At 61.4% G+C, this 14,456-nt stretch carries 12 protein-coding genes; 7 read left to right on the forward strand and 5 right to left on the reverse strand.

Going from position 1 to position 14,456, the window contains the following annotated elements:
- Positions 1–24: 24 nt before the first annotated feature.
- The 3 genes from hemH to C0V82_RS16535 all read right to left on the reverse strand — a co-directional run bounded on the left by hemH (position 25) and on the right by C0V82_RS16535 (position 2,510).
- The gene (gene hemH / locus C0V82_RS16525; RefSeq protein ID WP_102113580.1) at positions 25–1,071 is read right to left on the reverse strand and encodes a ferrochelatase; all 1,047 of its coding nucleotides are present in this window, start codon (positions 1,069–1,071) and stop codon (positions 25–27) included.
- Between the two features lie 302 nt (positions 1,072–1,373).
- The gene (locus C0V82_RS16530; protein WP_102113581.1) at positions 1,374–1,850 is read right to left on the reverse strand and encodes a YchJ family protein; all 477 of its coding nucleotides are present in this window, start codon (positions 1,848–1,850) and stop codon (positions 1,374–1,376) included.
- A gap of 75 nt (positions 1,851–1,925) precedes the next feature.
- A complete protein-coding gene (locus tag C0V82_RS16535) occupies positions 1,926–2,510 on the reverse strand; it encodes a thymidine kinase (RefSeq protein ID WP_102113582.1) in 585 nt (194 codons plus the stop codon).
- Positions 2,511–2,604: 94 nt separating this feature from the next.
- On the opposite strand from C0V82_RS16535, the gene C0V82_RS16540 reads away from it, so the two are divergent.
- The 7 genes from C0V82_RS16540 (at position 2,605) to C0V82_RS16570 (ending at position 12,954) form a co-directional block, all read left to right on the forward strand.
- A complete protein-coding gene (locus C0V82_RS16540) occupies positions 2,605–4,095 on the forward strand; it encodes a class I SAM-dependent methyltransferase (protein WP_102113583.1) in 1,491 nt (496 codons plus the stop codon).
- A gap of 126 nt (positions 4,096–4,221) precedes the next feature.
- Positions 4,222–4,527: a DUF2934 domain-containing protein gene (locus C0V82_RS16545; protein WP_102113584.1), complete on the forward strand. Its 306-nt coding sequence runs from the start codon at positions 4,222–4,224 to the stop codon at positions 4,525–4,527.
- Positions 4,528–4,782: 255 nt separating this feature from the next.
- Positions 4,783–6,189 carry a flagellar hook-associated protein FlgK gene (flgK, locus tag C0V82_RS16550; RefSeq protein WP_158659992.1) on the forward strand — a complete coding sequence of 469 codons (1,407 nt, stop codon included), beginning with the start codon at positions 4,783–4,785 and terminating at the stop codon, positions 6,187–6,189.
- A complete protein-coding gene (locus tag C0V82_RS16555) occupies positions 6,186–8,276 on the forward strand; it encodes a hypothetical protein (RefSeq protein WP_102113586.1) in 2,091 nt (696 codons plus the stop codon). Before flgK ends, C0V82_RS16555 begins: the two co-directional genes overlap by 4 nt.
- A 28-nt stretch (positions 8,277–8,304) precedes the next feature.
- The gene (locus tag C0V82_RS16560; protein WP_102113587.1) at positions 8,305–8,592 is read left to right on the forward strand and encodes a hypothetical protein; all 288 of its coding nucleotides are present in this window, start codon (positions 8,305–8,307) and stop codon (positions 8,590–8,592) included.
- Positions 8,593–8,884: 292 nt separating this feature from the next.
- On the forward strand, positions 8,885–12,196 hold the full coding sequence (locus C0V82_RS16565; RefSeq protein WP_102113588.1) for a flagellar hook-basal body complex protein: 3,312 nt from the start codon (positions 8,885–8,887) through the stop codon (positions 12,194–12,196).
- A gap of 152 nt (positions 12,197–12,348) precedes the next feature.
- Positions 12,349–12,954, forward strand: coding sequence for a putative metalloprotease CJM1_0395 family protein (locus tag C0V82_RS16570; protein WP_102113589.1), 606 nt, complete (start codon positions 12,349–12,351; stop codon positions 12,952–12,954).
- Positions 12,955–12,964: 10 nt separating this feature from the next.
- Here the strand turns inward: C0V82_RS16570 and C0V82_RS16575 are convergent, their stop codons facing one another.
- Both C0V82_RS16575 and C0V82_RS16580 read right to left on the reverse strand, forming a co-directional pair.
- Positions 12,965–13,771: a hypothetical protein gene (locus tag C0V82_RS16575; protein WP_158659993.1), complete on the reverse strand. Its 807-nt coding sequence runs from the start codon at positions 13,769–13,771 to the stop codon at positions 12,965–12,967.
- Between the two features lie 155 nt (positions 13,772–13,926).
- Positions 13,927–14,400, reverse strand: a complete 474-nt coding sequence (locus C0V82_RS16580) for a flagellar biosynthesis regulator FlaF (protein WP_102113591.1) — start codon at positions 14,398–14,400, stop codon at positions 13,927–13,929.
- Positions 14,401–14,456 lie beyond the last annotated feature (56 nt).

Genomic DNA, 14,456 nt, shown 5'->3' on the forward strand with positions numbered 1-14,456 from the left:
TATGCCCCCAGGCGGTAAGGATGATCAGAGCCAGCCTGCCAGTTCCCGCTCCACAATCCCGCGCAGCAGGTCGATATGATCAGGGTGATCATTCAGGCAGGGGATGTATGTGAAGTCCGTCCCCCCAGCGGTAAGGAAAGTCTCCCGAATACCCTGATTTACTTCTTCCAGCGTCTCCACACAGTCGCTGACAAAGGCTGGGGCCAGGATCGCCAGCTTCTTCACACCTTGTTCCGGCAGCGCCTTGACCATGGGTTCCAGATAGGGCTGCAGCCATTCCGTCCGGCCAAAACGGGACTGGAAGGCATGGGTCAGCATCGATGCATCCATGCCCAGCTTTTCCCGCAGTAGGCGGGCCGTTTTCAGGCAATAGCAGTGATACGGGTCGCCCTTTTCCAGGTACATCTTCGGCAGGCCGTGGAAGGAAGCGATGATACGCTCCGGCTTCCAGGGCAGGCTGTCCAGATGGCGGGAGACGCCGGCGCCCAACGCCTCGATATAGGCCGGGTCGTCGTGATAAGTGGGCACGGTGCGGATGGCCGGCTGCCGCCGCAGGGTCATCAGATGGCGGAAGGCATGGTCACAGGCTGTCGCCGTGGTCGTGGCGCTATATTGCGGGTAAAGCGGGAACAGCAGGATACGCTCGCACCCTTGTTCGATCAGGCTGTCGATGCCCTTGGCGGTGGAGGGATGGCCATAGCGCATGCCCCATTCCACAATGATCCGGTCATCGTGCGTGCCCTTTAGAGCGGCACGCAGACCATCGGCCTGGCCACGGGTAAAGGTCTTTAGCGGGCTTTCATTGCGTTCCTGATTCCAGATGCCCGCATAGGCATGACCGCTCTTCTTGGGTCGGAAGGTCAGGATGATGCCCTGCAGGATGGGCTGCCAGATGGCCTGCGGCACCTCTACCACGCGCCGGTCGGACAGGAACTCCGACAGATACCGGCGCATCGACCAATAATCAGTGGCTTCCGGTGTTCCCAGATTGATCAGCAACACGCCAATCTTGGGCGCCTTGACGGGCGGATGGCCGGCGGGCAGGGCGGGCGAGGGGCTGTTCTGGGTCAATTCGGGACATACTCTGACAGGGAAGGGGAGCCCGGTCCTGATCAGGACCGGGCGCGCACCATCGCCGCCAATGCCTTTCGGTGACGGTGCGCCTGCATCAAGATATCCGCTGGCGCTGAACCTTCAATGACCAAACGGCCATTTTCCGCAGACAGTCCCGCCCCATGCTGACGCAACGACTGTATCAGTTTTTCCAGGGACTTGGTTGCCATGATCCTTCCTCCATCCTGTGCGTTCAAGATGGCAGGAAGGATGCCAATATGGAAATCGATTGATCAGATAATGATGATAGGTCGTGCCTATCAGGCGCCGCAGCACTTCTTGTACTTCTTGCCCGACCCGCAGGTGCAGGGATCGTTGCGGCCCACCTTCACGACGGTGCGCGGGCGCTGGCCCATGACGCCGTCCACATACCACCAGCGACCGTCCAACTGCTTGAAGCGACCGGTTTCGTGATGGATCAGGTCCTTTCCATCCATCGTGAACTTGGCCACGAACTCGACAAAGGACTCGTCAGCGGTTTGGCCATCGGCAGTGGAGCGAACTTCCAGGCCGGTCCAGATGCTCTTGGACGCCCATTCGGTGACTTGCTCCACATCGAAATCATCCTGCGTGCCGGGCAGCAGGGTTTCGCCCAGATACTTGATGTCCTGCTTGGCGAACGCCGTGTAGCGCGAACGCATCAGCGCTTCCGGCGTCGGCGCCGGTTCGGTGCGGGCCAAATAGGGGCCGCAGCAGGCATCAAATTCACGACCGCTGTCGCAGGGGCACTTGCTCATGTTCTCACTCGTTCCTGAAAGACGATTGCTGAAGGGCGGGATAGCGCATCGTCGCAACCTCCACCAGTGCGCTTATTACAAATCCAATGACAGTTCCCGGCCCGACACCTCGCTGTGGTCGTGCCAATGGGCGTTGCAACGGGGTTCGTATAGGTCGGCCTGACCCAGTTCGACGGTACGGTCGTTGCGGTGCTTCTTGAAGGTCTTGTGTGCTTCATGACCGCAGACGGCGCAGCGGGATTTCAGCTTCCACAAGCCGTCTGCCATGGCCGCTAGGGTAGCGGTTACGGGGAAAGCGCGTCCGCGCCAATCCATGTCCAGGCCGGAGACGGCGACATCGATGCCCCGGTGCAGCAGGCTGCGCACATCCTCCACCACGTCCCCATGGTAATGCGGATCGACGCAGAACTGCACCTCGTCGATGAAGACGGCCTTGATGCTGTCGGCGATCACCGGCATGTGCGTGATGGGTACGGCGTCGAAACCGATACCATCGTGATTGACCACCCGGTTCTCTGCATAACGTACATCAAAGGCCGGCTTCAGCAGCATGATGTGGGAGCCGGTGCCGTGCGTGTACCAGATGGCGCGCTTCAGGATCTCTGTGGACTTGCCCGAGAACATGGGGCCGCAGATGACTTCCAGCTTTCCGTAGCGCATGCCTGTTTCCTGTCGATGGGCCGGGGCTTTCCATAGCCGAGTTCACGGCTTCATGCCATGAAAACAGGCTGTGGACGGGGCAGGGAAGGGGATCATGCGCGGCTGGACGGATGGGTACGTCACGGAAATTGGGTACACCTACAGCTTCCATCCGGAACTGCAGCCCTGGCCCATGGCCGAGGCGCTGGGTGACCGATCCCCCATCCAGCCGGGGCAACCGTTCGATTATTGTGAGCTGGGTTTCGGGCAGGGGTTCAGCCTGGCCTTGCTGGCCGCCGCCAATCCGCAAGCGCGGTTCTGGGGCAACGACATCAACCCGGACCACGTGGCCCATGCAAGATGGCTGGCCAATGACGCGGGCTTGTCGAACCTGACGGTCAGCCCTCTGGGCTTTGCAGATTATGCCGACAGCGACCTTCCCGTCTTTGATGTCGTGGCCCTGCATGGCGTCTGGTCCTGGGTGGGGCCGCAGCAGCGGGCGGAGATCGTGGCCTTTCTGGACCGGCATCTGAAGCCCGGTGGGATCGTCTATCTCGGCTACAATGTTCTGCCGGGCTGGGCCCAGTATCTGCCGCTGCGCGAATTGATGCTGGCGTCGGCGCGGCGAGGGCAGGGGAGCCTTGCTGAACGTATCACCGGCTCACTGGCCCTGGCAGAGCAATTGCGGGCACGCGACGCTGGCTATTTCCGAGTGAACCCCACGGTGGGCACACGGCTGGACGCGTTGTTGGAACGGCCCGTCGATTACCTGGCGCATGAATATTTCAATGAGAGCTGGCACCCGACCTACTTCACAGACGTTGCCCAGGCCTTGGCCGCTGCCGGCCTGCGGCTGGCAGCCCAGGTGCGGGCAGCGGACCGGTGGGAGGAGGGGGCGCTGGCGGACACAATCCTTACCGCTGGGGGGCAGGCAGCAGCCGATGACCCCGACTTTAGGGAATTGCTCCGCGACTATGTCACCAACCGGCCCTTCCGCCGCGACCTGTTCATTCGCGATGGTGGCGCAGTACAGGCGATACCACCGCACCTTTGGGCAGCACTGGGCCATCCGCGTGACCTACTGCGCCGGGCGACGCCGGCCACACGGCCCCTGGAGGTGCCGTTTGATGCAGCGCACGCCATGCTGACGGCGTTGCAAGCTGGGCCGATGGAAGAGGCCGCCCTGCTGGCGCAGGGTGGAGGGGAGGGGCCTGCGGCGCTGATGGCTCTGAAAGCACTAGACTTGGTCGCACCCGCGCTGCCGCCTGATGGCTATGACCAGCGTCGGGACGCGTGTGCGCGGCTGAACGCACTCTTGCTGAAGGACGCCGCGGCCGCAGACCGGATGCCGGCCTTGGCCAGCCCTGTGACGGGTGGCGGCGTAGCGGTCGACAGGCTGGGTAAGCTGTTCCTGGCGGCGATGCAGCAGGGGGAGGAGCCAGTGATGCATGCCTTCACGACGCTGGAAGCGCTGGGTCAGCGGGTGCTCCGTGACGGTAAGCCGATCACGAGTGCGGAGCGGCACAAGGCGGAATTGGCCGAGCGGTGGGAATCCTTTGCCCGGCGCCGTCTGCCGGTGCTGCACGCTTTGGGTGCGGTGCCGTAAGACGAAGGGCGGCCTTGCGGAAATTTCGAGGCAATCCAAAGGAAGGGGGTGGAAATTTATACGGTTGCAGTGCACCATCTTACTGCGCCCAGTCCGCTTGGTTCCCTGCGATGGAGAGATAGCCCCATGCCGCGCAAATCCGCCAAGTCCGAAGCCCTTTCCGTTCCCGAGACCGAAACCATTCCCGCCCCACCCCCGGTGAAGAAGGCCAAGGCCCCAGCCAAGCCCCGTGCCAAGAAGGCCGATCCGGCCCCCGTGGCCGCAGTGGCCATCGCGGTGGAGCCGACCACCGAACAGGTGGCCGAAGAAGCTTATCTGCTGTGGCTGTCGGAAGGGCAGCCGCCGGGCCGTGACATCGAACATTGGCTGCTTGCCGAACAGATCGTTCGCAGCCGCCTGTCGCTGCTGTCGGCGGCGGTTCATTCCGCCTGATCCTGGCCTTCCAGCCGATTATAAAGCCCCCGCCCGCCGGCGGGGGCTTTTTGTTTCAGCACTCGGCCATCCTTGCCGTTTCCGGATTTTTCCATCCGGCAGATTCTGCCCAGGGGTCATATCGACCGCCCTGAAATCTGCGCAAACCCTTGTAAATCCTCACAACGTCAAAGTTGGCCCGCCTGTTGCAAATGACAGGGCGGGCCGGTCATGGGGATCGGTCCTGGCATTTCGCCGGTACAAGGGACCCGTCCGATGACCAGCCTGTTTGGCGTCCTCAACAACTCAAGCAACGGCCTGCGCCTGATCCAAGGGCAGCTGGGGCTGGTTGCTGAGAATGTGGCCAAGGCGGATGATCCCAACCGCTCCAGGCATTCGCTGGAGCAGACCTCCGACAATCAGGGCGGCACCGGCATCGCCCAGTACAAGCGTCAGGTTGATGTGGCGCTGCGCGTGCAGCTGGAACAGACCATCTCGGAGGAATCCGGGGCGGCGACCACGGCTGACTATATGCGCAAGGCGACCGACCTGCTGGGCACGACGGCGGGCAAGCCGCCCGTAACCGACGCGCTGGACAAGTTTGAAACAGCCTGGAAGGAACTGGCCGCCACCCCGGAAAGCACCGTGGCCCAGGGCCAGATCGTCGTCCATGGTGAAGATCTGGCGCGCGAACTGCGTCGCCTGAATGACGGCATCACCAGCATCGAAAAGCAGCTGGATACTGATATCAACCAATCGGTTGAAAAGCTGAATTCTGCCCTGTCCTCCATCGATCAGCTGAACACCAACATCCTGGTGACGCGCGGTGCCGGTGATCCGACCATGGAGATGGAGGATCGCCGCGATTCCCTGGTGCGCGAAGTGGCTGGGATGATGAGCATCCGCACCGTGGAGCGGGCAGATGGCAAGCTGTCGATCTTCACGACGTCGGGCGTGTCCCTGCTGGACGCGGCACCGGTGAAGTTCACCTATGACAATGGCCAGTTGCGTTCTTCGGCATCCGACCGCGACCTGACGGGCATGGTGCGTGACGGCAAGCTGGGCGCCCTGCTGGAGCTGCGTACCGACGGGTCGGTGCAGGACCCGCCGCAGCCCGCATCCAACCTTCCCGGTGCCGAAATCCTGCGCAAGCTGCGTTCGCAGACTCAGGCCATTGCTGAAGCCTTTCTGGGGTCGACCAAGCCGGGCGAGCCGACCAGCTTCGCCGACGCCTATAACAGCGCCAATCCCGTTGGCGAAGGCGAGTTGCCGAACCGGTTCTTCATCGGGACCGGTGCCGGCAATATCGAGATCAATCCCGGCCTTTTGTCGGGCGACTATACCGTGAAAGCCAGTGCCGCAGCGGGTGTGGCGGACGCGATGAACGCCGCTGGTCGCACCATCAATGCTGACGGGCTGAGGGCCACGGGCCTGTCATACGGCTCCATGGTTTCCACCGTCATCGCGCAGTGGAGCAGCAATCAGAAAGTTGCCAGCGAGCAGGCCACCATCGCCACCGATTTCAAGGCGCAGCTGGAAGGACGGTACAAGAACAACACCGGCGTCAACATGGATGAAGAGATCGCTATGTTGCAGGTGCTCCAGCGCAACTACTCCGCCGCCGCCCGCGTGATGCAGACGGTCAACAATATGTTGGATGCCATCGAGGGGATCGTCAGATGACCCGCATCAGCAGCTATGGCAGCTATATCAACACCATCCGCACGCTCACGGGCGGGCAGTCGGCGATCGACGATCTCTCGACCCAGCTCAACACGGGCAAGAAGTCGCAGGATGTGGCCTTCTTCGGCACGCAGTCACAGCGTCTTCTGGACCTGAAATCGGAACTGGTGCGCCGTCAGGCCTATTCCCAGACCATCGACCAGACAATGACCCGCGTGAAGTCCTACGACACGCTGATGGACCGTATGGCCGACATGGCGTCGGAATTGTCCAGCACCACACGCCTGCCGCAGGGGCCGGGCGCCACGCGCATCAGCAGCGTCACCAACCAATCCGCAGGCGCCATGAAGGTGTCGGTGGACGATATCAACAGCAAGTTCAAGGCCGAGGCCACCTACACCATCTCTGCCGTGCCCAGCCAGACCGGACCGAAGGGCAGCTTCGACATCACCGTCACCGACGGGCTGGGCGGCCGCGCCGTCAATACCGTCAACATGAAGCAGGTCCCGCCGCAGGTCGATGCTGACCGCTTCATCATTTCAGGTGGCCCCGGCGACGGCGCCGTCATCAAGCTGAATATCGAGAGCCTGGAAGGGTCGGGCATTTCGTCCTTCGATGTCTCCTGGCCCGACATGGCCTCGACCCGCGAGGTGATCCGCGGGATGACCGTGGAACTGGAATCCCTGCTCAACGAACGGGTCGGCGACCGCTACTTGTTCTCGGGCTCCCGCTACAATACCAAGCCGGTGGACGATATCGTTGCGGCCAAGCAGATCACCCGTACCACCCTGGTGGGCGAGCGCGGAGACGCTGGCGAAACCTACGAGATGATCCTGAATGGCAAGCGTTTCACCTATGTCACGACGGGGAACGAAAAGTCGCTGGACGAGGTGTTTTCCAACGATACTGGCACCGGCTTGGTCGATCAGATCCGCCAGTTCAGCGACCCGCCTTTCAATGTGACCCTGTCGGTTTCCAACGGGATCGTCACTGCCACGGCCAATGACGTGAAGGAAAAGTTCACGCTGACCAGCCATGTCTATGACAATGGCACGCACCAGAATGTTGTGCTGACCGCACCGGACGCCATTGATGCTTCCCAGGCGCCCTACACGGTGCAGGAAGCCAGTGAGACGCAGCGGCAGATCGACAATGTGAAGTTCCATGGCACGGAAGCCGATGTGGGCGATGTATTCAACATCTCCATCGGTTCCCGCACCATCGTGCAGAACGAAAATGCGCCGCCGCAGGTAATCATCGCCGGGCCGACGAAATATTCCTATGCCATCAGCCCCACTGATACCGACATCCTGCGGGGCAACGCACCGCTGCCGACGGATGCGCCGGGACAGGTACCGTCCTATACCGCCCCAACCTCCATGTCGAACTGGGTGGCGCAGCGGATGGCGGTGCAGATCAATGCCGATCCCGCCACCTCGGTGGTGGCCAGCATCGATCCCGCAGACGACACCAAGCTGATCTTTACCGCCAAGGACGTGAACAGTCAGTTTCAGACGACAGCTGACATCAACAACTCCGGCAACCAGACGCGGATGATCACTAACGACCTGCCGCCCTTGGCAGAGCAGGATACGTTTGAAGGCATTGTCAACCCACCGGGATTGCCGTTCTACGACACTGACTTTGCGAAGTCCCGCCAGGTTTCGGCTGCCTATGACATCGCGAAGCTCCAGGTCGATGACGGGCTTAGCGTCAATTACGGTGTCAGCAGCAACGATCCCGCCATTCAGAAGCTTGTCAGCGGCCTGCGCCGCCTGACCGCCGCCATCAACCGGCCCGGCGACTACGGCAAGCTGATGGAGGAAGGCCGCAATCTGCTGACCGATGCGCAGAACCAGCTGCGCGGCGTCCATTCCCGCGTCGTCAATGCGGCGGCCACCATGGACAACACGCAAACCCGTCACCAGGAAGCAATCGCTAAGGCCCAAGGCGAATTGGCCACTATCGAAGGCATCGACCAGAACGATGTGGCCGTCCGCCTGCAGTCCGCAATGTCCACCCAACAGGCCAGCTACACCATCGCCGGTCGCATGCAATCCCTGTCTCTCATCAACTTTCTTGCTTGAACCAAACCATCAGAAGGAGAACCGAGAAATGAACGCCTTCGCACCCCCCAACGGCTTCACCGCCGCCCCCGCACCGGCCAGCGCCCCCAGCGGCGACGAGGCGATCCGTACCCGCCTATTCGATCAGTTTAATGCCTTCTGGATGAATGCCACCCGTGAAGGCGTGCCCTATGACATGATCGGTACCATGTCCGTGACGGCTGCCGTCTATGGCCTTCTGGCCAAGCATGGTGTGGGCACGACGGCTGAGTTTCTGGAAGGAATGGCCAATGACGTGCGCACGGGCATGTTCGCTGTTCCGCCGCGTCCGAACTGATCGGCTGTAACGGCACTGCTGTCACATTGTTTCAAGGTTGAGAGTGCCCAAGGGGCCGGTCCATCCGCGGATGGACCGGCCCCTTCTCTGTCCGGACGGACCCCGGCAAAAGACACCGCTACCCCGGCAAAATCCGCCCAGTAGCATCTTCCACCCCGGAAAGTGGCAGGTAATGCCGATCAGGTTCAGTTTATAAATCCAATTAAATCAGTGCATTAGAAATTTTTCGGGAGTTGGCATCGAACTTGCTCAATAGGCCACGACACGCCATCACTCCAACGGGAGCCCTTCCATGAGCATCTTCGGATCCTTGACCACCGGCATCTCTGGCCTTCAGGCCCAGGCCGCCGCCCTTGGTCACATCTCGGACAATATCGCCAACGCCCGCACCACGGGTTACAAGCGCGTCGACACCGCTTTCACGAACCTGGTGCTGCAATCCAATGCTCGTGTGCACAATCCCGGTGGCGTGGTGGCACGCCCCAGCTATGCCAACAGCGTGGCCGGCAATATCGAAACGGTCGACCGCACGACGAACCTCGCCATCCGTGGCCAGGGCTTCTTCAATGTCAGCCGCCTTACGGAAGTCAATGGTACTTCGGTTCCGACCGGCGAGCGCTACTACACCCGTGACGGTTCCTTCGAACTGAATGACGAGCGCATCCTGGTCAACCGCTCCGGCTTTGCGCTGAACGGCTATATCTACAGCGAGGCGACGAACTCTTTCTCGACCTCCGCGACGCCCATCCAGGTCACGGCCGACATTGACAGCCCGGTTCCGACCAAGTCGATTGAGCTGCGTGCGAACCTGCCGACCGATCCGACGCCGGGCCAGCCGATCCAGCCGACCACGATCCAGATATTTGACAGCACGGGTAAGCCGCGCGACATCACCCTGGGCTGGCGTCCGGGTCAGGTGGATGGTGCCTGGCGCCTGTCCGTCGACACGCCGGGCGCTGTCGGCAGCCTGCCGCTGTCCGGAAACCTGGATGGCTTCCCGGTCTCGGCCCAGTCCACCTCACTGACCCAGGGCATCACGCCCCGTAAGCAGATTGAGGAAGTGCAATTCACGTCGCCCAATGGCGACGGCGCCTTCAAGATCGGCGATACCTATCGTGTCTCAATCAATGGCGTAGAATTCACCGAGACGGTGACCACCACCAACTCCTCTCAGCTGTCCAATTTGACCGGTGTCGCCCAGTCCCTGGCCGACAAGATCAACGGCGCCGTGCCGCCGGTTGGTGTGACCGCCAACGTCTCCAATGGCCGTCTGCGCATCTCTGCCACCACGGCGGGCGATGATTTCACCCTGACGACCAACGTCAATAATGCGACGCCTACCGTCAACACGGCCAACGCACCGGTCACGACCGCCGCGACCAGCACGCAGCAGCAGCAGTCCGTGATCACCTTCGCGGGCAGCTCGGTCGATATCGGTGACGAATTCACCCTGAATGTCGATAATAACAGCACCCAGACCTATACCGTGAAGGTGACGGCGGCCAATATTGGTCAGCTGAAAGACCTGAACGGTGTCGTGACGGCGCTGGCCGCCCAGGTGAATGCCAACTCCTCCACGGAGAAGGTTATTGCCTCGGTGACGGGCAACACGCTGACCCTGCGTGGCACGACGGTCGGCGACAGCTTCAATGTCGGTGAGCAGTCCGGCACGACCACGACTGCGGCATCGTCGTCGGCGGCCCAGGTCACGGAACTGAGCTACCCGAACCGTGACATCAAGTCCGACGAGAACGATATGTCGGTGACGATCAACGGGACGACCATCACGTACTCGCCTGTCTCCGGTAATGACATGGCGACTGAACTGGGCAGCTTCGCCGCTGATATCAACGCCCAGGCCCTGGGTGTGACGGCGTCCGTGTCCGGCACCCGCCTGGTTCTGACGGCTGATAGTGTCAACACAGCCTTCAGCGTCAGCGGCCGTGACCGCCTCATGCAAGCCAATGTCAGCAATGCGCCGCCGGCCGACAACACGACCTTCGTCAGCTCGGTCCAGGGCAATATCACCGGTTCACGTCAGACGCAGCGCATCTCCATCACGGGCGTGCCCGGCGATGTCGGCGCCACCTACTCGGTGACATTGCGCAGCCCGTCGACCAACCAGGTCGATCCCATCGCCCTTAAAGGCACGACGACGACCCAGCCCTCGACCTCTGCCGCACAGGTGACGGAAGTCTCCTATCCCAGCACGGCGCCGAAGGTCGGCGACGTCTATAGCGTGACCATCAACGGTACCGCCTACAATTACGGCCCCCTGACCCAGGCGGACCTGGACGGTCTGCCGACGCAGCCGCCGACGACGTCGGAAGCTCTGACCAACCTGTTCCTGCCGCAGATCACCTCTGCCGACGTGACGCCGACGGTCAGCGGCAATAAGCTGGTTCTGACCGGCAATGCCGTCAACACGGCCTTCCGCCTGACGGGTACCGATGAACTGGCAACCGATCCTTCGTCGCAGTTCTTCGACTTCTCCACCACGACCGCGACGCCGGCAGTCGGCAACCGCTATGCCGTCACCATGAATGGCACCACCTATGCGGTGCAGATCACCGAACAGAATATCGGTGATTTCCCAACGCCGGCCAGCGTGCTGGACAGCCTCATCACCAAGGTCGGCAATGATTTCGGTGCCCCCTTCACTGCATCCGCCATCAAGAATGACGGTGTCACCACTGGCATCCTGCTGACGGCGAAGGATGCGAGCATTCAGTTGAACGGCACCCAGGAAGTGGCTCCGAACTTCAACCGTACCATCACCTACACGACGACCGGCAACGAAGTGTCGCTGGATGAGATCGCTGCCAATCTGGCTCTGAAGGTCAACCAGGAAAGCGGCATTCCCGTGCAGGCGACCTCGGTCGGCGGCGTGATCACCATGACCAGCAACCAGGATGGTATTCCCTTCCTGGGTGAGCCCAGCTCCAACATCGGCACCACGCCGCCGCACATCACACTGAACTTCGGCGGTACGCTGCCGAATGGTGATGCGGCGAAGGCCGGTACGCTGTCCAGCCTGTCATCCGCCAATGTTGGCACCGGCAATGCCACGGTGAGCGCCGTGACCGAAGGCGGCCAGCCCGCCCAAGTCAGCTTCACCGTCGATTATGGCAACGGTCCGCAGCGCATCACGCTGGATCTCGGGACCTTCGGTGAAGCCACAGGCCTGACGGAGTACGAGGGCAATGCCATCAACGTGACCTCCCTGCTTCAGGATGGCAGCCCGCAGGGTACCTTCCGCGATGTGGAAATCCGCGAAAACGGTGACGTTGTTGCCAACTATGACAATGGTCGCCGCCGCGTGATCGCACAGGTGCCGCTGGTGCTGTTCAACAATGCGAACGCTCTGGGCCGTGAAACGGGCGGTACCTTCACCGAAACGGCGGATAGCGGTCGCGCCCGCTTCACCTCTACCGGCGTCAATGGTGCCGGTGTGATCGCCGCCAGCTCCATCGAAGGATCGAACGTCGATATCGCCCAGGAGTTCACCAAGCTGATCGTGGCGCAGCGGTCCTACACGGCTAATACCCGCGTGATCACGACCACCGACGAAATGCTGACGGAGACGATCAACCTGAAGCGGTAACCTGACGGGCGGCAGCGGCCCCTTACCCCTAGCTGCATGGCGTGTCGATCCCGGCCCCCTCCCGTGGGGCCGGGATTTCGCTTTTTTGGGGTTTGGTCAGACCGGTCGTGGCAGTACAATTCCGGTGACTATCGTCTGCTGCCGCCTGTGCCATGTCCATCTCCGGCATCTCTTCTGCGCTGTTCACACCCACCGCCGGCCAGGGACGGCGGGGACAGGGTGCGGCTGGCACGGGTCAGGCGGCGGAGACGGCGCCGCCGGGAACGCCGGCGGCTGAAAAGAACCTTACCAGCGACCAGCAGTCACAACTGCGGGAACTGAAGAAGACCGATGCCGAGGTGCGGACCCATGAGCAGGCGCACAAGACGGCGGGTGGCCCCTATGCGGGCAGCATTCAGCTTGAATATACGACCGGACCGGATGGGCGCCGCTATGCGACCGCCGGTGAGGTGCCGATTGATGTTTCTCCGGTAAGGGGGAACCCCGAAGCCACCATCACCAAGATGGAGGTCGTGAAACGGGCGGCGCTGGCACCCCAGAACCCTTCCCCCCAGGACCGGGCCGTGGCTTCGCAGGCCGATGCCACAAAGGCCCAGGCACAGACGGAGCTGCGGCAATCGCGGTCAGGCGATGAGCAGGATGGCAATGCCCAGAGCGGGGGATTGCTGCAGGTCAATGCCCTGCAGGTGGCAAGCAACTACCAGAGGGCTGCGTCCGTGACGCAACCCGCCTTCAATGTAGTAGCGATTTCAGCGTAGGGAACGGCGATCAGCCGAACAGCGCGTTGTTCAGTTTGGCTGTACCGGACAGGCCAGTATCGAAATTTTGCGCAGCGGTCAGCATGTTCTGCAATTCCAGCTGTCCCACGGACTGTTGCGGCACGCCGTCACCTGCCCTGGGCTGTTGCGCCACCGTGTCATAATCCTTGCGGTAGACACCCATGGACATCTGGATCGCATAATTCTTGGACGTGAGGACATTACCCTTGCTGTCCTTCACGGGGCCGTTCCCGTCATTGGTGACTTTGATGTAATAGTCACCGGCAGGCAACTTGTATTCACCCTTCTGCAGGGCCTTGTAATTCTCGGTGGTCGATCCCAGTCCCTCTTTGCTGTCAGCCACAACGGCGCCATAGCGGGACATGACCTGTACGCGCAGACCGGGATCGCCCAGAACACCGATCTGGGCCTCACCTGCGGTCTGCACACGAACCTTGAATACGTCGCCCTTGTCGTCCTTCTTGATATTTGAATAGACGTTCAGACGGGTACTGTCCTTGACCAGTGTGCCGATATCGGTGGCGGCACCATTGGTGGAGTAGGGCGACTTACGCACCTGCTTCTCAAAGGTCTGCACCTGAATCTTCGACTGCGCCTCGGACTTCTTGTTAGCCTTGGCGGTCGCTTCTGCGAACTCTGCCAACTGCTTCTCAATGTTTGAGAGCTTCTTGGTGGTGTCTGCGATTACGGCAGAGGCGGCGGCAGTACCGGTAAGGCCGGGCGTAGGGTTAGTCGTCACCAGAGTTGAACTGCTGGTGGTCAGAACCGAACTCGACCCGCTGACGGACGAGACCATGGCAAGTCTCCCTTCACCTTATGACCACCTGACATGCAGACGGTCGTAAAAAGCCCCCTTCATCGAACCAATTTATAGGGCGATTAGATAAAATGCAATCTGTTCCGTTCGATTTCTCTGGCGATTCCCAAAGAAACCGAACCGAGATGCTGTCATCAAATCGAAATGCTGAGCTTGCCAGGGGCGCCGGGAGGCGGTGCCTGCGGCTTGGGCATCGGTGCTGTCTGCGGCGGAGCCGACGCGGACGCCGCAGCCGGTGATGCCGCAGACGCCGCCGGGCGCTGTGACAGGCCAGTAGCCACGGCCCGATTGATATCGATCAGCCGATCCAGCTTGTTGACATCCAGGTCAATGAGCCGGTCAAAGGTCTGCCTGTCGACAATGATAGACAGAGCCAGCACATTGTCGCGGATATCCTTCGGGAGCGGACATTCCGGATCGACCATGGACGTCTGAAATATCGTCCATAGCCGCTGATTGAGGGAAAGCGCCTGCCGCAACAGATCCGGATTCTCCGGCGCTTGCCGGGCGTGGATCAGGCGGCGTGCCGCTTCCGTAAGGCCCCAGGCCTCGACATCGCGAGGATCATCGGAAGTGGGACGATTGCTGTACCCCGTCGCAGGCTTCATAACGTTCGCCGTGCCCTTTGAACGGTAAATCCATAGATGCAGTATTCCACATCGGG

It is taken from the genome of Niveispirillum cyanobacteriorum, assembly GCF_002868735.1.
GTDB classification, from domain to species: Bacteria; Pseudomonadota; Alphaproteobacteria; order Azospirillales; family Azospirillaceae; genus Niveispirillum; species Niveispirillum cyanobacteriorum.